Origin of the sequence: Bradyrhizobium mercantei, from assembly GCF_001982635.1 — a bacterium.
Classification (GTDB): domain Bacteria; phylum Pseudomonadota; class Alphaproteobacteria; order Rhizobiales; family Xanthobacteraceae; genus Bradyrhizobium; species Bradyrhizobium mercantei.
This window is the reverse complement of the sequence record NZ_MKFI01000001.1, coordinates 1,398,436-1,416,341: the sequence shown is the minus strand read 5'-3', so window position 1 is coordinate 1,416,341 and position 17,906 is coordinate 1,398,436. Positions and strand designations below refer to the sequence as shown.

At 65.0% G+C, this 17,906-nt stretch carries 14 protein-coding genes; 11 read left to right on the top strand and 3 right to left on the bottom strand.

Going from position 1 to position 17,906, the window contains the following annotated elements:
* Window positions 1-38: 38 nt before the first annotated feature.
* The 3 genes from BI327_RS06855 to BI327_RS06845 all read left to right on the top strand — a co-directional run bounded on the left by BI327_RS06855 (window position 39) and on the right by BI327_RS06845 (window position 4,190).
* Window positions 39-1,109, top strand: a complete 1,071-nt coding sequence (locus BI327_RS06855; protein WP_245334728.1) for an ABC transporter substrate-binding protein — start codon at window positions 39-41, stop codon at window positions 1,107-1,109.
* A 124-nt stretch (window positions 1,110-1,233) separates the two neighbouring features.
* Window positions 1,234-3,333: a molybdopterin oxidoreductase family protein gene (locus BI327_RS06850; protein WP_076858939.1), complete on the top strand. Its 2,100-nt coding sequence runs from the start codon at window positions 1,234-1,236 to the stop codon at window positions 3,331-3,333.
* Window positions 3,334-3,410: 77 nt separating this feature from the next.
* Window positions 3,411-4,190 carry an enoyl-CoA hydratase/isomerase family protein gene (locus tag BI327_RS06845; RefSeq protein ID WP_076858938.1) on the top strand — a complete coding sequence of 260 codons (780 nt, stop codon included), beginning with the start codon at window positions 3,411-3,413 and terminating at the stop codon, window positions 4,188-4,190.
* A gap of 467 nt (window positions 4,191-4,657) precedes the next feature.
* Here the strand turns inward: BI327_RS06845 and BI327_RS06840 are convergent, their stop codons facing one another.
* The 3 genes from BI327_RS06840 to BI327_RS06830 all read right to left on the bottom strand — a co-directional run bounded on the left by BI327_RS06840 (window position 4,658) and on the right by BI327_RS06830 (window position 8,928).
* Window positions 4,658-5,086: a GlcG/HbpS family heme-binding protein gene (locus BI327_RS06840; RefSeq protein WP_076858937.1), complete on the bottom strand. Its 429-nt coding sequence runs from the start codon at window positions 5,084-5,086 to the stop codon at window positions 4,658-4,660.
* Complete coding sequence (locus BI327_RS06835) at window positions 5,079-8,057, bottom strand: FAD-binding and (Fe-S)-binding domain-containing protein (protein ID WP_076858936.1); 2,979 nt, start codon at window positions 8,055-8,057, stop codon at window positions 5,079-5,081. Before BI327_RS06835 ends, BI327_RS06840 begins: the two co-directional genes overlap by 8 nt.
* A 118-nt stretch (window positions 8,058-8,175) precedes the next feature.
* Window positions 8,176-8,928, bottom strand: coding sequence for a GntR family transcriptional regulator (locus BI327_RS06830; protein ID WP_076858935.1), 753 nt, complete (start codon window positions 8,926-8,928; stop codon window positions 8,176-8,178).
* 132 nt (window positions 8,929-9,060) lie between these two features.
* Here BI327_RS06830 and BI327_RS06825 point away from each other — a divergent pair, with 132 nt between their 5' ends.
* The 8 genes from BI327_RS06825 to BI327_RS06790 all read left to right on the top strand — a co-directional run bounded on the left by BI327_RS06825 (window position 9,061) and on the right by BI327_RS06790 (window position 17,904).
* On the top strand, window positions 9,061-10,263 hold the full coding sequence (locus BI327_RS06825) for a pyridoxal-phosphate-dependent aminotransferase family protein (RefSeq protein WP_076859293.1): 1,203 nt from the start codon (window positions 9,061-9,063) through the stop codon (window positions 10,261-10,263).
* A gap of 39 nt (window positions 10,264-10,302) precedes the next feature.
* Window positions 10,303-11,586 (top strand): MFS transporter, encoded by a 1,284-nt coding sequence (locus BI327_RS06820; protein WP_076858934.1) that lies wholly within the window; start codon window positions 10,303-10,305, stop codon window positions 11,584-11,586.
* Between the two features lie 130 nt (window positions 11,587-11,716).
* Entirely contained in the window at window positions 11,717-12,913 is a 1,197-nt protein-coding gene (locus tag BI327_RS06815) for a pyridoxal-phosphate-dependent aminotransferase family protein (protein WP_076858933.1), read from the top strand.
* A 33-nt stretch (window positions 12,914-12,946) separates the two neighbouring features.
* Window positions 12,947-13,744, top strand: coding sequence for an enoyl-CoA hydratase/isomerase family protein (locus BI327_RS06810; protein ID WP_076858932.1), 798 nt, complete (start codon window positions 12,947-12,949; stop codon window positions 13,742-13,744).
* A 485-nt stretch (window positions 13,745-14,229) separates the two neighbouring features.
* On the top strand, window positions 14,230-15,207 hold the full coding sequence (locus tag BI327_RS06805; RefSeq protein WP_394329841.1) for a tripartite tricarboxylate transporter substrate binding protein: 978 nt from the start codon (window positions 14,230-14,232) through the stop codon (window positions 15,205-15,207).
* A gap of 106 nt (window positions 15,208-15,313) precedes the next feature.
* Complete coding sequence (locus tag BI327_RS06800) at window positions 15,314-16,189, top strand: S-methyl-5'-thioadenosine phosphorylase (RefSeq protein ID WP_076858930.1); 876 nt, start codon at window positions 15,314-15,316, stop codon at window positions 16,187-16,189.
* The gene (gene mtnA / locus BI327_RS06795; protein WP_076858929.1) at window positions 16,186-17,289 is read left to right on the top strand and encodes an S-methyl-5-thioribose-1-phosphate isomerase; all 1,104 of its coding nucleotides are present in this window, start codon (window positions 16,186-16,188) and stop codon (window positions 17,287-17,289) included. Before BI327_RS06800 ends, mtnA begins: the two co-directional genes overlap by 4 nt.
* Before the next feature lie 72 nt (window positions 17,290-17,361).
* Window positions 17,362-17,904, top strand: a complete 543-nt coding sequence (locus tag BI327_RS06790) for a tripartite tricarboxylate transporter TctB family protein (protein WP_076858928.1) — start codon at window positions 17,362-17,364, stop codon at window positions 17,902-17,904.
* Window positions 17,905-17,906: the final 2 nt, after the last annotated feature.

Genomic DNA, 17,906 nt, shown 5'->3' with positions numbered 1-17,906 from the left:
TGGTGTATTCAACTTCGCCACCGCGTGCGGGGAATCATATGAGGAACCATCCTGGGCTATCGCGTCGCGATATGCTGAAGGGCACCAGCGCCGTGCTGGCGGGGGCCGCCCTTTCAACACGCGTGATGGCCGCCGCGCCACCCGCGGAACCGGTGACGCCGGCGCTGATCGAGGCGGCGAAGAAGGAGGGCGAGGTCGTCTATTACACCTCGACCGATCTGCCGGTCGCGGAGAAGCTGGCGAAGGCGTTCGAGGCGAAATACCCTTACATTACCGTGCGTGTCGAACGCACCGGCGCGGAGCGCGTGTTCCAGCGGGTCGGCCAGGAATATTCCAGCAACATTCACGCCGTCGACGTCGTCAATTCCTCCGACGCCGCGCATTTCATCGTGTGGAAGCGCGACGGCATTCTGGCGCCCTACGTTCCCGAGGAGGTCGCGAAGTATTATCCGGACGAGCATCGCGATGCCGACGGACAGTTCGCAAGCTTCCGGGTCTGGCTGTCGATCATCGCCTACAACACCAATCTCGTGAAAGCCGAGGAGGCGCCGAAGAGCTTTGCCGATCTGCTCGATCCCAAGTGGAAGGGCAAGATCGTGAAGGCGCATCCCGGCTATAGCGGCACCATCATGACCGCGACCTACCAGATGCAGCGCGATCTCGGCTGGAGCTTCTTCGAGCAGCTCGCCAAGCAGAACATCATGCAGGTGCAGTCCTCGACCGATCCGCCGAAGAAGCTCGACCTCGGCGAGCGTGCGGTCATGGCCGACGGTAACGAGTACAACATCTTTCAGTTGAAGGAGATGGGCCGCCCGGTCGAGCCGGTCTACGCCACCGAAGGGTCACCGATCATCGTTGGCCCGAACGGGATCTTCAAGGACTGTCCGCATCCGAATGCCGCCAGACTGTTTCAGTCATTCGCGCTCGGGCGCGAGGGGCAGCAGCTCAATGTCGAGATCGGCGGCCTCAGGTCGGTCCATGCCCAGGCCCAGGAGAAGCCCGGGCGCAAGCCGCTGAAGGACGTCAAAACGATGAAGGACGACCCCGCGGCGGTGGAGCGGGAAGGGGAATCGATCAAGGCGCGCTACACCCGCATCTTCCGCGTTTGACCAACGAGCGAGGCCGATAGCCGGGCATTTCGGCGTTTGACGCATGGCATATGCCCGGATTTCGCCCGGACCGGGTCAATAATGCCCCTCGGCGGAGCGGGCGTTTGATGTTACCAATTTGGCCATGAACCAGCATGCCAAGGTCGACGTCCGCCATTCCACCTGTCCGCACGACTGCCCCTCGGCATGTGCGCTGGACGTTGAAGTCATCGACGGACGTTCGATCGGCAGGGTGCGCGGCTCCAAGCAGCAGACCTACACGGCCGGCGTGGTCTGCGCCAAGGTCGCGCGTTATGCCGAGCGGATTCATCACGCCGAACGGCTGATGCATCCGCTGCGCCGGACCGGGCCGAAGGGCTCCGGCCAGTTCGCACGGATTTCCTGGGACGAGGCGCTGGACGAGATCGCGGCGCGTTTCGATGCGGCCGAGCGCGAGTTCGGCGCCGAGTCGGTCTGGCCTTATTACTATGCGGGCACGATGGGGCTCGTGATGCGCGACGGTCTCAACCGTCTGTCGCATGTGAAGAAATATTCGCGCTTCTACGGCACGATCTGCGCAACCATCGCGCGCATCGGCTTCGCCGCCGGAACCGGCAAGATCGCCGGCGTCGATCCTCGCGAGATGGGCGTCTCCGATCTCGTGGTGATCTGGGGCACCAATCCGGTGAACACCCAGGTCAACGTGATGACGCACGCATCGCGGGCGCGGAAGGAGCGCGGTGCGAAGATCGCGGCGGTCGACGTCTACAACAACGAGACCATGAAGCAGGCCGACATCAAGATCCTGCTGCGGCCGGGCACCGATGGCGCCTTCGCGTGTGCGGTGATGCACGTGCTGTTCCGCGAGGGATTGGCCGATCGCGACTATCTCGCGCGCTACACCGATTGCCCCGACGAGCTGGAGGCGCATCTCAAGACGCGCACGCCGGAATGGGCATCGGTGATCTCGGGCGTGCCGGTCGAGGAGATCGAGGCGTTCGCGCGGCTGGTCGGGACGACCAAGCGCACGTTCTTCCGTCTCGGTTACGGTTTTACCCGCAGCCGCAACGGTGCGGCGCAGATGCACGCGGCGACCTGCATTCCCGCGGTGACCGGCGCCTGGCAATATGAGGGCGGCGGCGCGTTCTTCAACAATGCCGGGATCTGGCGCTTCGACGAGTCGATCATCGAAGGTCACGACGCGATCGATCCCGCAACGCGCGTGCTCGATCAGTCGCAGATCGGCCGCATCCTGACCGGTGATGCCGAGGCGCTGCGCGGCGGCGGGCCGGTGAAGGCGATGCTGATCCAGAACACCAATCCGATGACGGTGGCGCCCGAGCAGGCGCTGGTGCGGCAGGGCTTCGCGCGCGAGGATCTGTTCGTCGCGGTGCACGAGCAGTTCATGACCGAAACGGCGCAGATGGCCGATATCGTGCTGCCGGCGACGATGTTCATGGAGCACGACGACCTCTACTACGGCGGCGGCCATCAGCACATCTCGGTCGGCCCGAAGCTGATCGATCCGCCCGGCGAGTGCCGTTCCAATCACGAGGTGATGCAGGGGCTCGGCCGCCGCCTCAATGCCGTGCATCCCGGCTTCGACATGACGGCGCGCCAGCTCATCGATGCGACGCTGAAGAAGAGCGGGCATGGCGATATCGATGCGCTCGAGGCGGAGCTGTGGCGCGACCTGCAGCCTGATTTCCGCACCTCGCATTACCTCGATGGCTTTGCCCATTCCGACAAGAAGTTCCACTTCAAGGTCGACTGGGGCAAGGTGCCGGTCGGGACCGGCGGACTGATGGGCGCATGGGACAAGATGCCCTCGCTGCCCGACCACTGGACCATCATCGAGGAGGCCGACGCGCAGCATCCGTTCCGGCTCGCGACGTCACCGTCGCGCAGCTTCCTCAACACCAGCTTCAACGAAACGCCGTCGTCGCAGGCCCGCGAGGGGGCACCGACCGTGATGATTCATCCCGACGATGCGGCTACGCTCTCGATCGCCGACGGCGACGCGGTGACGCTCGGCAACATGCGCGGCGAGACGACGCTGACCGCAAAGCTGTTCGACGGCGTTCGCCGCGGCGTGCTGATTGCCGAGTCGATCCATCCGAACAAGTCCCACATCGGCGGGCGCGGCATCAACATGCTGACCGGCGCGGAAGCCGTCGCGCCGCTCGGCGGCGCCGCGTTCCACGACAACAAGGTCTGGATCAGGAAGGCGTCCGCCGCCGCATAATCCTGCTTGCAGTCGGCGCCGATCCTGCCGCAAATGTCGGCTGACAACAGCCCACGGGCAAGAAACAGGCAGGAAACATGACCGACAACAGCGTTCTCTTGGAAAAGCGCGGGCAGGCGTTCTGGATCACCATCAACCGTCCGGACAAGCGCAACGCGCTCAATGCCGGCGTGATCGCGGGCATCGCCAAGGGCTATCGCGACGCGCATGACGACAAGGACGTGCGCGTCATCGTGCTGACCGGCGCGGGCGACAAGGCGTTCTGCGCCGGCGCCGATCTGCAGAACAGCGGTGCGGCGTTCTCGATGGATTTCTCGCGGCCGAATGTCGACTACGCCGACCTGCTGCGGCTGTCGCAGAGCGCCACAAAGCCCGCGATCGCGCGAGTCGGTGGCGTCTGCATGGCAGGCGGCATGGGGCTGTTGTGCATGACCGACATGGCAGTGGCCGCCGACGGCGTGATCTTCGGTCTGCCCGAGGTGAAGGTCGGCGTGTTTCCGATGCAGGTGCTGAGCCTGCTGCAATCGATCGCTCCGCCGCGCCTCGTCAACGAATGGGCGCTGACCGGCGAGCCGTTCGACGCCAAGGCGGCCCAGGCGGCGGGCCTTCTCAACTACGTCGTGCCGGCGGCCGAGCTCGACGCCAAGGTCGACTGGCTGATCGGCCGCATCGTCGACAAGTCACCGACCGCGATCCGCCGCGGCAAATACGCGATGCGCGCGATCGCCTCGATGTCGTTCGACGAAAGCATCGCCTACACCGAAAGCCAGATCGCGCTGCTCGCGATGACCGAGGACGCCAAGGAAGGCCTCAAGGCTTTCGGCGAGAAGCGCAAGCCGACCTGGACGGGACGCTGAGGCATCGCGGTGCCGCTTCGTCTCGCCTGCATGCGGCCGCTCAGGATGACGGAATCGGCTTGCTCAGTGTCATCACCCGCGCATGCGGGTGATCCAGTATTCCGGAGGCGGTCGTGCTTGAGCCGATAGGCCGCGGCGTACTGGGTCGCCCGGTCGAGCCGGGCGACGACAACGGTGGATGAGGACAAAGCTTCACATCCTCTCGGGCGCCGTATCAAAATATCGAAAACAACCCCATGCAAAGGAGCGGGCGGCGGCCGGCGTTAGACAAGGCAACTTGACATGCCGGGCAACTCAGGGGTATATTTCTAATATTCCGAAGTTTATTGGTCGCAAATCGGGTGAGGGGTTACGGTCTATCGAGAGAGCAAGAGCCCTCACCCGGCGCTGCGCGCCGACCTCTCCCCGACGGGGAGAGGTGAACTGAGGCCACGGCGAACCCGAGTCGACCAAAAACTCATCCCGTTCTAGCCCGCGTTGGCCTTCAGGCCGGCGGCTTCGATGCCGGCCACGGCGCAGATCTCGTCATTGTCCGATGTGTCGCCGCTGACGCCGACGGCGCCGAGCAGGGTGGTGCCGTCCATGATCAGCACGCCGCCGGGGACCGGCACCATCCGGCCCTGCGCCAGCGTGTTCACGGCGTCGACGAAATAGGCCTGCTCCTGCGCGCGCTGGAACAGCGCCCGCGATCCCATGCCGAGCGCCAGCGCGCCATAGGCCTTGCCGTGGGCGATCTCGGCCCGCATCAGGCTGGTGCCGTCCTGCGCCGCAGTCACCTTCACCGCGCCGCGCGCGTCGAGGATCGTGACCACCAGCGGCTTCAGCTTCTTCTCGACGCCCTTGGCGAGCGCGACGTCCAGAATCTTGCGGGCGGTTTCGAGAGTGAGCTCAGCCATGGGCCTCTTCCTTTGTCGGTAATGATCTGCTGGAATTCGACTTCGCACGTTTCAGGCTCATCGCCAATACGCTGGCGACATGCAGCGGCGTGCGACCGCTGCCGTCCTTGATCTGGTGCCGGCACGAGGTGCCGTCGGCCACGATCAGCGTGTCCTGGTCCGCGCTGCGAACCGCAGGCAGTAGCGACAGCTCGGCCATCTCGATCGAGGCCTGGTAAGTGTCGGCGCCATAGCCGAACGCGCCGGCCATGCCGCAGCAACTCGACTCGATGGTCTTGACGTCGAGGCCCGGCACCAGCCGCAGCACCTTCTCCACCGGCTTGAACGCACCGAAGGATTTTTGGTGGCAATGACCGTGCACGACCGCCTTGCCGGCCACAGTGCCGAGCGGCAAAGCGAGACGCCCGGCCTCGGCCTCGCGCGCCAGAAATTCCTCGAACAGCAAGGCGTGCGCGCTGACGGTCTTGGCGGCGTCATCCGAGCGCAGCGACAGCAGCTCATCGCGCAAGGTCAGAAGGCAGCTCGGCTCCAGCCCGATGATCGGCACGCCGCGCGCCGCGAACGGCACGTAGGTTGCAACCAGCCGGTCGAGCTCGGCGCGCGCCTGCTCGACCAGCCCGGCCGACAGGAAGGTGCGACCGCAGCACGGCGGCCGGGCGCCGTTCGATGGCTTCGGCAGATGCACGCGATAGCCGCCGGCGATCAAGACCTCGATCGCGGCGTCGAGGTTCTCGCGCTCGTAGCCGCGGTTGAACGTATCGGCGAACAGCACCACCTCGCGGCCGCCAGCCGGACCCAGCACCTCGGCGTCGGGCCGGAACGTGTCGCTGCGAAATTCCGGCAGCGCGCGCTTGGCGCTGATGCCGGCGAGCTTTTCGAACAGGCTGCGCAACAGCGGGCTGCGGTTGCGCCAGTTCGCAAGCGGCGCAAAGCGCGAGGCGAGATCGACATAGCGCGGCAGATAGCCGACCAGCCGGTCGCGCAGCGACAGGCCGTGCGTTGCGGCGCGCGCGGCCAGCACCTCGATCTTCATCTTGGCCATGTCGACGCCGGTCGGGCATTCATGGCGGCAGGCCTTGCAGGAGACGCAGAGCTTCAGCGTCTCCATCATCTCGTCGGAGGAAAGCGCATCCGGTCCGAGCTGGCCTGAGATGGCGAGCCGCAGCGTGTTGGCGCGGCCGCGGGTGACGTCCTTCTCGTTGCGAGTGGCTCGATAGGACGGGCACATCACGCCGCCTTCGAGCTTGCGGCAGGCGCCGTTGTTGTTGCACATCTCGACCGCGCCCTGGAAACCGCCGCCGGCGCCGGGATAGGCCGACCAGTCGAGCACGGTCTTCAACTCGCCGACGCGATAGCCCGGCGCAAAACGAAACAGCGAGCGATCGTCCATCCTGGGCGGATCGACGATCTTGCCCGGGTTGAGCGTGTTGGCCGGATCGAAGCGCTGCTTGACCTCGCGGAAATCGGCGACGATGCGGGCGCCGAACATGGTCTCGTGGAATTCCGAGCGCACCAGGCCGTCGCCGTGCTCGCCGGAATGCGAGCCCTTGTACTCGCGCACCATCGCGAAGGCTTCCTCGGCAATGGCGCGCATTGCCTTGACGTCCTTCTCGAGCTTGAGATTGAGCACCGGGCGCACATGCAGGCAGCCTTCGGAGGCATGCGCGTACATCGTGCCGCGGGTGCCGTGCCTGGCGAACACGGCATTGAGCCGTTCGGTGTAGTCGGCGAGGTGCGGCAGCGGCACCGCGCAATCCTCGACGAACGAGACCGGCTTGCCCTCCTGCTTCATCGACATCATGACGTTGAGGCCGGCGGCGCGGAAATCGGCGATACCGGTCTGCAGCGCGGGCTCGACGATCTCGACCACACCGCCCCATTTGCGCTGCGGCTTGTCCCAGCCGAAGCCGAGGTCGCCCATCAGTTCGCCGAGCTGCTTCAGGCGGGCGAGATTGTCGGCCTGGTTCTCTTCCGCGAACTCGACCACCAGGATCGCGTCCGGATCGCCGCGCACCGCGGCCGAAATGATCGGCTGGAACATCGCGATCTCGCGCCCCAGCGCGATCATGGTGCGATCGACCAGCTCCACGGCAATGGGCCGCAGCTTCACCAGATGCTGGGCCGCGTCCATCGCCTCGTAGAAGCTGCCGAAATGGCAGACGCCGAGCGCCTTGTTGCGGATCACAGGCCACAACTTCAGCTCGACCTGCGTCGTGAAGGCGAGCGTGCCCTCGGAGCCGACCAAAAGATGGGCCAGATTGTTCGGCGCGTTGCGCGGCACCAGCGCGTCGAGGTTATAGCCGCCGACGCGGCGCTGCACCTTGGGGAATTTGTCCGCGATCTCGAGCGCCTCGCGCTCGCCGAGATCGAGCATGTCGCGAAACAGCTTCAATCCGCTGTCGGATGCATTGATCCGCGTCAGGTCGCGCGGCACCTCGCCGAAATGCAGCAGCGTGCCGTCGGCGAGCGCGGCATCCATCGACAGCGTGTTGTCGCGCATGGTGCCGTAGCGCAGCGAGCGGCCGCCGCAGGAATTGTTGCCGGCCATGCCGCCGATCGTGGCGCGCGAGGCGGTCGAGACGTCGACCGGAAACCACAGCCCATGCTTCTTCAGTTGCCGGTTAAGGTCGTCGAGCACGATGCCGGGCTCGACCACGCAAGTGCGGTTCTCGACGTCGAGCGAGACGATCTTGTTCAGATGCCTGGACAGGTCGACCACGATGCCGTCGTTGACGGTCTGGCCGCATTGCGAGGTGCCGCCGCCGCGCGGGGTGACGATCCGCCCGGCGTCGCGCACGATCGCGAGCGTCCGCAGCGCCTCGTCGACGGTCCGCGGCACCACCACGCCGGCCGGCATGATCTGGTAGAACGAGGCATCAGTCGCGTAGCGGCCGCGGTTGAAAGCATCGAAGAAGACGTCGCCGGTCAGTTCGGACCGCAGGCGCTGTTCGAGCGAGGAGGCGTTCTTCATCCCAGATCCGATGTGATCCATGGCGCTGATGGCCTGCTCATGGATTATGCATTCTATCGACTTGAGAATTACATTATGAATTCATAATGGGCAAGGCTGGCTGCCCTCAAGCCACCCTTTAGTCGCCCTGAGGCGTCGTCTCCAGCCCGGTGTCCGGCCCTTCCGCGAGGTGATCGATCGCGGCGGATCGCTTGTTGCGCAGGTGCTGGAACAGGATGTCGCTGAGTTCGCTGCCGGCGCGGCGGCGCAGCGCATCGAGGATCGCCTCGTGCTCGCGCATCGCCTCGCCCCAGCGCTGTCGCTTGCGGGCGAAATTGGCGGAATAGCGCACCCGGCGGATCCGGCCCGCGAAGTTGGCGTAGGTCGCCTTCAGCGTCTCGTTGCGTGCAGCCGCGACGATGCTCTCGTGGATCTGCTGGTTGATCTGGAAATAGCCGTGCATGTCGCGGTGCAGATAGTGGCCGTACATCTCGTAGTGCAGCCGTTCGATCGCAGCGATTTCCTCGTCGGTAATGGCCTCGCAGGCCAGCCGTCCGGCAAGGCTCTCGAGGCCGGCCATGACGTCGAACAATTCCTCGAGGTCGCGCTGGCTGAGCTGGCGCACCCGCGCGCCACGATTGGGCAGCAGCTCGATCAGGCCTTCGGCGGCCAGCACCTTGAGCGCCTCGCGCAGCGGGGTCCTGGAAATTCCCAGCATCTCGCAGAGCTGTCGCTCCGGAACGCGGGCGCCCTCGGGGATGTTGCCTTCCACCACATAGTCGCGGAGCCGCAGCAGGACCTCGCCGTGCAGCGAGGCCTCCTGGCGGTCGCTGCCGTTGCCGGCGGCGGGCGGGGTGATCGGAACCCCGGTTTCGGGAATCGCGGATTTCATATTCTGAACAATAATTTGCCGGTGCGGCCGCGTCGATGTCCGCAATCGAATACCAAATTTGGATTGAAAAGACAAAAAATGAATGCAAAATGGCGCTTCGAAGAGCCGGAATCCGGCGATTGGGAGGGTCTGATGCATCAAGGGCGCCATTTTCTGCAGATTCCGGGCCCGAGCCCGGTCCCGGATCGCATTCTTCGCGCGATGGATATGCCTGTTATCGACCACCGCAGCGCGGAGTTCGGCGAGCTCGGCCGCGCCGTGCTGGAGGGGAGCGGCAAGATCTTCCAGACGACAGGCCCGGTGGTGATCTTCCCGTCGTCGGGGACCGGTGCCTGGGAAGCCGCGATCGTCAACACGCTGTCGCCCGGCGACAAGGTTTTGATGGTCGAGACCGGCCACTTCGCCACCCTGTGGCGGCAACTGGCCGGCCGTTTCGGCATCGAGGTCGACTTCGTTGCGGGCGATTGGCGCCGCGGCGCCGATCCCGCCCAGATCGAAGCCAAGCTCGCCGCTGATACCGCGCACAGCATCAAAGCCGTGATGGTGGTCCACAATGAGACCTCGACCGGCGCGACCAGCCGGATCGCGGACATCCGTGCCGCCATCGACCGCGCCGCGCATCCGGCGCTCTTGATGGTCGACACCATTTCCTCGCTGGGTTCGGTCGACTACCGGCACGACGAATGGAAGGTCGATGTCAGCGTCAGCTGCTCGCAGAAGGGTTTCATGCTTCCGCCCGGCCTCGGCTTCAATGCGATCTCGGAAAAGGCGCGCGCCGCGTCGCGCACCAACAAGATGCCGCGCTCCTATTTCGACTGGGAGGAAATGCTGAAGCCGAACGCCAAGGGCTTCTTCCCCTATACGCCGGCGACGAACCTGCTCTACGGGCTGCGCGAGGCGATCGCGATGCTGCTGGAGGAGGGACTCGACAATGTGTTCGCCCGCCATCAGCGGCTCGCCGCCGCGACGCGTGCCGCCGTCAATCATTGGGGGCTCGAGGTGCTGTGCCAGGAGCCGTCGGAATTCTCGCCGGTTCTGACCGCGGTGCTGATGCCGCCCGGCCATGATGCCGATGCGTTCCGCAAGGTCGTGCTCGACAATTTCAACATGTCGCTCGGGTCAGGCCTGTCGAAGGTCGCCGGCAAGGTGTTTCGCATCGGTCATCTCGGCGAGTGCAACGAGCTGACGCTGCTCGGCGCGCTCACCGGGGTCGAGATGGGGCTGTCGGTCGCCGGCGTGCCGCACCGCGCGGGCGGCGTCGCGGTTGCGATGAAGCTGCTCGAGCAGCGCGATCAGCGCAATTCATCGTCGCATCTGAAAGTGGTCGGCACCTAGCGACACCAACACCAGAAAATCGCAGACCAGGGAGGGGATATGAGGCTTCGGTTCAAGGCCACCCATGTCGTGTTGGCCATGCTCTGCGTGATGTATTTCATCACCTATGTCGACCGGGTGAACATCGGCACCGCGGCCGGCGAGATCCAGAAGGAACTCGGCCTGTCGAACACCCAGCTTGGCCTGGTGTTCTCGGCCTTCGCCTATCCGTATCTGCTGTTCCAGGTGATCGGCGGCTGGGTCGGCGATCGTTTCGGGCCGCGCCAGACCCTGTTCTGGTGCGGCATGATCTGGGCGGCGGCGACCATCATGACCGGCTTCGTCAATGGTCTCGCCGCGCTGTTCATTGCGCGCTTCGCGTTGGGGTTCGGCGAAGGCGCGACGTTCCCGACCGCGACGCGCGCGATGCAGTACTGGACGCCGGCGAACCGTCGCGGCTTCGCGCAGGGCCTGACGCATTCGTTCGCGCGGCTCGGCAATGCCATCACTCCGCCGGTGGTCGCGCTCTTGATCCTCTGGCTGACCTGGCGCGGCGCGTTCGTCGTGCTCGGGTTTGTCAGCCTGATCTGGGGCATCGCGTGGGTCTGGTACTTCCGCAACGAGCCGCGGGACCATGGCTCGATCACTGCGGCCGAGCTTGCGACGTTGCCGCCGCGGCCGAAAGGCGAGCGGCCGAAAGTGCCGTGGGGACCTTTGTTGCAGCGGATGTGGCCGGTGACCCTGACCTATTTCTGCTACGGCTGGTGCCTGTGGCTCTACCTCAACTGGCTGCCGCTGTTCTTCAAGAACAACTACAGCCTCGATCTGAAGAACTCGGCGCTGTTCGCATCCGGCGTGTTCTTTGCCGGCGTCGTCGGCGACAGCATCGGCGGCGTCATCTCCGACCGCATCCTCGAGCGCACGGGCAATGTGCGGCTGGCGCGGCTCAGCGTCACGGTCATAGGCTTCGCCGGTGCGCTGCTGTCGCTGATGCCGATCCTGTTCGTTCACGACATCACGGTGGTCGCGCTGTGTCTGTCGGCCGGCTTCTTCTGCGCCGAGCTCGTGATCGGTCCGATGTGGTCGATCCCGATGGACATCGCACCGAAATATTCCGGCACCGCCGCCGGGATCATGAACACCGGCTCGGCCTTTGCGGCGATCGTCTCGCCGCTGGTTGCCGGCTTCGTCATCGATGCCACCGGGAACTGGTACCTGCCGTTCCTGATGTCGATGGGCCTGCTGCTGCTCGGCGGTTTCTCGGCATTTCTGATGCACCCCGAGCGGCCGTTCGAGGAGGCCGGCGAACTGGTGGCGCCGGGCAAGGTCGTGGCCGCCGAGTGAGGGCGCTTTTGGCCCCGGCGGAGCGCCGTCAGATATGCATGACGGCCCTTCGCCGGGCCTAGGACAAACCCGGCGAATAGTGATATGCGAGCGGCTTACCAAGACCAAGGCAAGACCGGGAAAGACGCTCATGACCGTGCATACTGGAAGGCATTTTCTGCAGATTCCGGGACCGACCAACGTGCCGGACCGGGTGCTGCGGGCCATGGATATGCCGACCATGGACCATCGCGGTGCCGAATTCGCCGAGATCGGCTTCGCCGTGATGTCGGCGATGCAGCGCGTGTTCCGCACCAAGCAGCCCGTGATCATCTACCCGTCGTCGGGGACCGGCGCCTGGGAAGCCGCGATCGTCAACACGCTGCGGCCCGGCGACAAGGTCTTGATGTGCGAGACCGGCCAGTTCGCGGTGCTGTGGCACGGCATTGCCGACAAGTTCAAGCTCGACGTCGACTTCATTGCAGGCGACTGGCGCCACGGCGCCGACCTCGAGCAGATCGAGGCCAGGCTTGCGGCTGACAAGGCGCACAAGATCAAGGCGGTCTGCGTGGTCCACAATGAGACCTCGACCGCCTGCGTCACCTACCCGCGCGACGTCCGCAAGATCCTCGACACGCTGAAGCATCCGGCGCTGTTGATGGTCGACACCATCTCCGGCCTCGGCTCGCTCGAATATGAGCACGACGCCTGGGGCATCGACGTCTCGATCGCGGGCTCGCAGAAGGGCCTGATGCTGCCGCCCGGCCTCGGCTTCAACGCCGTGTCGGAGAAGGCGCTTGCGGTGGCCAAGGCCAATCCGGGGATGCGCTCCTATTGGGACTGGCAGGAAGTCATCAACATCAACAAGGCCGGCACCTGGCCGTACACGCCCGCCACCAACCTGCTGTTCGGCCTGCGCGAGGCCGTCAAGATGCTGGAGGAGGAGGGGCTGGAGAACGTGTTCGCCCGCCACAAGCGCCACAGCGAAGCGACCCGCGCCGCGATCAAGGTGTGGGGCCTCGAGACCCAGTGCCAGGAGCAGGGCGCGCATTCGCCGGCGCTGACCGCGGTGCGCCTGCCCGACGGCCACGACGCCGACCATTTCCGCAAGGTCGTGCTGGAGAATTTCGACATGTCGCTCGGCACCGGCCTCAACAAGGTCAAGGGCAAGGTGTTCCGGATCGGCCACATCGGCCACTTCAACGATTTGATGCTGATGGGCACGCTGTCCGGCGTCGAGATGGGTCTCGATCTCGCCAAGGTGCCGCATCGCGGCGGCGGCGTGCTGGCGGCGATGGAAGTCCTGAAGGGACGCGACGCGTCGCAGGCGTCCAAGGCCGTCGCTTAAGAATCGAATCGCAAACAACAGAAAGAGCGAGACATGAACGCGCCCGTCACTTCGACCGAAGACCTGATCTACTCCGTCGAGGACGGGATCGCGCGCATCACGTTCAACCGGCCGCAGGCCCGCAATGCGCTGACCTTTGCGATGTATGAGCAGATGGCCTCGATCTGCGAGAGCATCAATCAGGATCACGCCATCAAGGCGCTGATCCTGACCGGCGCCGGCGACAAGGCGTTCGCCTCGGGCACCGACATCTCGCAGTTCCGCGCGTTCAAGACCGCGCAGGATGCGCTGGACTATGAGGCGCGGATCGACCGCGTGCTGGGAACGCTCGAACAGTGCCGCGTGCCTGTGATCGCCGCGATTGCCGGCGCCTGCACCGGCGGCGGCGCCGGCATCGCCGCATGCTGCGACATCCGCATCGGCACCGAGGCAACGCGGATCGGCTTCCCGATCGCGCGCACGCTCGGCAACTGTCTCTCGATGTCCAACATCTCGCGGCTGGTGTCGCTGATCGGCCCGGCGCGGACCAAGGACCTGATCTTCAAGGCCCGCCTGGTCGAGGCGCCGGAAGCGCTGGCGCTCGGGCTGTTGAACGAAGTCGTCCCCGATGTGGAGACCTTGCAGCGCCGCGCCCTCGAGACGGCAAAGCTCGTCGCCGGCCATGCGCCGATCACGCTGGAGGTGACCAAGGAAGCGGTGCGCCGCATCCGCCGCACGCTGTCGCGCGAGGAAGGCGAGGACCTGATCCTGCGCGCTTACATGAGCGAGGATTTCCGCGAGGGCATGGACGCCTTTCTCAACAAGCGCGCGCCGAACTTCAAGGGCAAGTAGCGGCGGTTCCGATCTGCCCTTCATCCAGCCTCTGTCATCGCCCGGCTTGACCGGGCGATCCAGTACGCCGCGGCCCATCGGCTTAACAACAACTGTCTCTGGAATACTGGATCGCCCGGTCAAGCCGGGCGATGACACCGGCTATGTGTTTTGCAATTGAATCGTGAACCGTCCCGATCGTCGTCCCTGCGAAAGCAGGGACCCATAACCACAGTTGGTGAAGTTGGTGATTGTTGGGCGATGTGGAACGACGAGTCCCATTGACAACACGGGCCGCGGAGTATGGGTCCCTGCTTTCGCAGGGACGACAATCTTAATGCGGTTGCAGCATCGCAGACGGGCAAAGCCACCTCATTCCAAAGTCATAGACCATGCGGCAGTTCGCGGCTTGAACTCACTCGCATTCTCGGCACAATGACGCCACCCGCCGCTTCGCAGGTTTTGCCAAGCCGAACAAATAGATAGGGAAGAAACACGTGGGACAGATTGTAAAGACCACGGCTGCAATCGCGGCCCTGCTGCTGAGCGCGCCGGCGTTTGCCGGCTGGGAGCCGAGCAAGCCGGTCGAAATCGTGGTTGCGGCCGGCGCCGGCGGCGCTTCCGACCAGATGGCGCGGATGATGCAGGCGGCGATCCAGAAGAACAATCTGATGAAGCAGCCGATGGTGGTGTCGCTGAAGGGCGGCGCGTCGGGTGCGGAAGCGCTGATGTACATGAAGTCCAGCGAGGGCGATCCCAACAAGGTGCTGATCGCCTATTCGCTGATCTACATGCTGCCGCTGTCGGCCAAGATTCCGTTCAACTGGCGCGACCTCACGCCGGTGTCGGTGATCGCGCTCGACCAGTTCGTGCTGTGGGACAACGCCTCCGGTCCGAAGACCGTGAAGGAGTTCATCGCGGCCGCAAAGGCCGCGAGCGCGCCGTTCAAGATGGGCGGCACCGGCTCCAAGCGCGAGGACCACGTGCTGACCGTCTTCATGGAGCAGAAGACCGGCGCGAAATTCTCGTATCTGCCCTACAAGTCGGGCGGCGAGGCCGCGACGCAATTGGTCGGCGGCCACACCGAGTCCAACGTCAACAATCCGAGCGAGAACCTCGAGGTCTGGCGCGCCGGTCAGGTTCGTGCGCTCTGCGTGTTCGACAAGGAGCGCATCTCCTACAAGACCAAGGTCACCGACACGCAGTCCTGGAACGACATCCCGACCTGCAAGGAGGAGGGGCTGGACGTGCAGTATCTGATGCTGCGCGCGATGTTCCTGCCGGGCAAGGTCACCCAGGAGCAGCAGGCATTCTATGTCGACCTGTTCCAGAAGGTGACGCAGACGGCTGAATACAAGGACTACATGGAGAAGCAGGCGTTGAAGCCGATCTTCCTCACCGGCAAGGACATGGTCGAATTCCTCGAGGATGACGACAAGCAGAACGCCTCGCTGATGAACGCGGCGGGCTTCGTCGCGAAATAGCGCGTGCGGTCCGGAATTGCCTTGCAAGCGGCGGCGGCGCGATGATTACTGCGCCGCAGTACGGCCGGACGTCCGGCAAGCCATTGCGGGACGGTGAGGAGCGATCATGACCAAAGCCGTGTTGGGGATCATCGGCGGATCCGGCATCTACGATCTGCCGGGCCTGGAAAACGTCCGCGAGGAAGCGATCACGAGTCCGTGGGGCGAGCCGTCGGCGCCGCTGCGCCGGGGCGAGATGGCGGGACTGCCGATCGTATTCCTGCCGCGGCACGGCCCGGGACACGTGCTGTCGCCATCCGACATCAACTACCGCGCCAATATCGACGTGCTGAAGCGGGCAGGGGTCACCGACCTCGTCGCGCTGTCCGCATGCGGCTCGTTCAAGGAAGAGCTGCCGCCGGGCACATTCGTTCTGGTCGACCAGTTCGTCGATCGCACCCACAAGCGAGAGAGCTCGTTCTTCGGCAAGGGCTGCGTCGCGCATGTCTCGATGGCGCATCCGGTGTCGCCGCTGCTGGCGAAGCATCTCGCGGCCTCAGCCGAAGCCGAGCGCATCGCATTCGCGCGTGGCGGAACTTATCTGTGCATGGAAGGACCGCAATTCTCCTCACTCGCCGAGAGCCTGACCTACAAGGCGCAGGGCTATTCGGTGATCGGCATGACCAACATGCCGGAAGCCAAGCTCGCCCGCGAGGCCGAGATCTGCTACGCCAGCGTGGCGATGGTCACCGATTTCGACTGCTGGCATCCGGCGCATGATGCGGTGACGGTGCAGGATATCATTCGCGTGCTGAATTCGAACGCCGAGAAGGCAAAGGCGCTGGTCGCGCGTCTGGCGCGGGATTTCCCGCGCGAGCACGAGCCGTGTCCGATCGGCTCAGACCGTGCGCTGGACACCGCGCTGATCACGGCGCCCACGGCGCGTGATCCGCAGTTGCTTGCCAAGCTCGATGCGGTCGCCGGACGGGTGTTGCGCACATGAAGGTGGATGGTCGGCATTTTCGCAGCATCTGGCTCGAGCCCGACGGCTGGTCGGTCGGCGCGATCGATCAGCGCCGGCTGCCGCATGAATTCATCGTCGCTGACATCACGACGGCGGACGAGGCCGGCGAGGCGATCAGCTCGATGCTGGTCCGTGGCGCGCCGTTGATCGGCGCCACCGCCGCCTATGGCATGGCGCTCGCGATGCGCGCCGATGCCTCCGACGCGGCGCTCGAGCGCGCCGGCAAGATGTTGGCCGCGACCCGGCCGACCGCAATCAATCTGAAATGGGCCATCGACGAGATGCAGCGCGCGCTGGCGCCACTCGCTGCGTCAGCCCGCGCGGAAGCCGCCTATGCCCGCGCCCGCGAGATCGCCGACGAGGACGTCGAGATCAACCGCGATATCGGCCGCCACGGGCTCGGCCTGATCGAGAAAATCGCTGCGACCAAGAAGCCGGGCGAGCCGGTCAACGTGCTGACGCATTGCAATGCCGGCTGGCTTGCAACCGTCGATTGGGGAACGGCGACGTCACCAATCTATCAGGCGCATGATCGCGGCATTGCGGTCCATGTCTGGGTCGACGAGACGCGGCCGCGCAACCAGGGCGCCTCGCTCACCGCCTGGGAACTCGGTCACCACGGCGTGCCGCACACCGTGATCCCCGACAACACCGGCGGCCATCTGATGCAGCATCGCATGGTCGACCTCGCGATCGTCGGCACCGATCGTGTCGCCGCCAATGGCGACGTCTGCAACAAGATCGGGACCTACCTGAAAGCGCTGGCGGCGCACGACAACGGCGTGCCGTTCTATGTCGCGCTGCCGTCGCCGACCATCGACTTTAGTATCGACGATGGCGTCAAACAGATCCCGATCGAGCAGCGCGCGGCGAGCGAGGTGACGCACCTCACCGGGCGGACGGCGGATGGACGGATCGAGACCGTGCGCGTGGTTCCGGACGGCTCAACGGTCGCCAATTTCGGCTTCGACGTCACGCCGGCGCGGCTGGTGACCGGATTGATCACCGAGCGCGGCGTGCTGGGCGCAGATCGTGCTGCGCTTGCGAGCGCGTTTCCCGAACGTTCCAAGCTTAGCTGAAGGCTGCATTGACGGTGATTGCTTCTGCACGCTATCCCAATCGTTGCCCTCGCAACCCAGACCGTCTCGTCCATGTCCAACACAGATATTGAGATCGTCGTCGACGATCCGACCGCGCCTGAAGAGAATTCCCCTGCCGTCGTTTCGACCGGCGTCGTCGACATCGTCGTCTCGCTGCTCCTGCTTGCGCTCGCCGTGGTGCTGGGCTGGGACAATTGGCGCACCGGGGCGTCATGGGACTCGACCGGGCCGCAGCCGGGCTATTTCCCGTTCTATCTCTCGGTGATCCTCGGCGGCGCCAGCCTCTATGGCCTCGGCGCCGCGTTCCTCTCGCGCCGGGAAGCTGCCGAGACCTTCGTCACCCGCGCCCAGTTTCGCCGGGTGCTGGCGGTGTTCGTGCCGACCTTCCTGTTCTGCCTCGCCACCCAATATCTCGGCCTCTATGTCGCGAGCTTTCTCCTGATCGCGGGCTTCATGCGCCTGGTCGGCAAGATCGCGCTGTGGAAGTCGCTGCTCACCGCCTTCATCTTCACCGCCGCGATGTTCGTGACCTTCGACATCGCATTCGACGTCATCATGCCGAAGGGGCCGCTCGAAGCGGCCTTCGGCTACTGAGC

Coding starts and splice junctions, on each gene's coding strand:
- BI327_RS06855 (WP_245334728.1), top strand. CDS start 39: ATGAGGAACCATCCTGGGCTATCGCGTCGCGATATGCTGAAGGGCACC.
- BI327_RS06850 (WP_076858939.1), top strand. CDS start 1,234: ATGAACCAGCATGCCAAGGTCGACGTCCGCCATTCCACCTGTCCGCAC.
- BI327_RS06845 (WP_076858938.1), top strand. CDS start 3,411: ATGACCGACAACAGCGTTCTCTTGGAAAAGCGCGGGCAGGCGTTCTGG.
- BI327_RS06840 (WP_076858937.1), bottom strand. CDS start 5,086: ATGGCTGAGCTCACTCTCGAAACCGCCCGCAAGATTCTGGACGTCGCG.
- BI327_RS06835 (WP_076858936.1), bottom strand. CDS start 8,057: ATGAAGAACGCCTCCTCGCTCGAACAGCGCCTGCGGTCCGAACTGACC.
- BI327_RS06830 (WP_076858935.1), bottom strand. CDS start 8,928: ATGAAATCCGCGATTCCCGAAACCGGGGTTCCGATCACCCCGCCCGCC.
- BI327_RS06825 (WP_076859293.1), top strand. CDS start 9,061: ATGCATCAAGGGCGCCATTTTCTGCAGATTCCGGGCCCGAGCCCGGTC.
- BI327_RS06820 (WP_076858934.1), top strand. CDS start 10,303: ATGAGGCTTCGGTTCAAGGCCACCCATGTCGTGTTGGCCATGCTCTGC.
- BI327_RS06815 (WP_076858933.1), top strand. CDS start 11,717: ATGACCGTGCATACTGGAAGGCATTTTCTGCAGATTCCGGGACCGACC.
- BI327_RS06810 (WP_076858932.1), top strand. CDS start 12,947: ATGAACGCGCCCGTCACTTCGACCGAAGACCTGATCTACTCCGTCGAG.
- BI327_RS06800 (WP_076858930.1), top strand. CDS start 15,314: ATGACCAAAGCCGTGTTGGGGATCATCGGCGGATCCGGCATCTACGAT.
- mtnA (WP_076858929.1), top strand. CDS start 16,186: ATGAAGGTGGATGGTCGGCATTTTCGCAGCATCTGGCTCGAGCCCGAC.
- BI327_RS06790 (WP_076858928.1), top strand. CDS start 17,362: ATGTCCAACACAGATATTGAGATCGTCGTCGACGATCCGACCGCGCCT.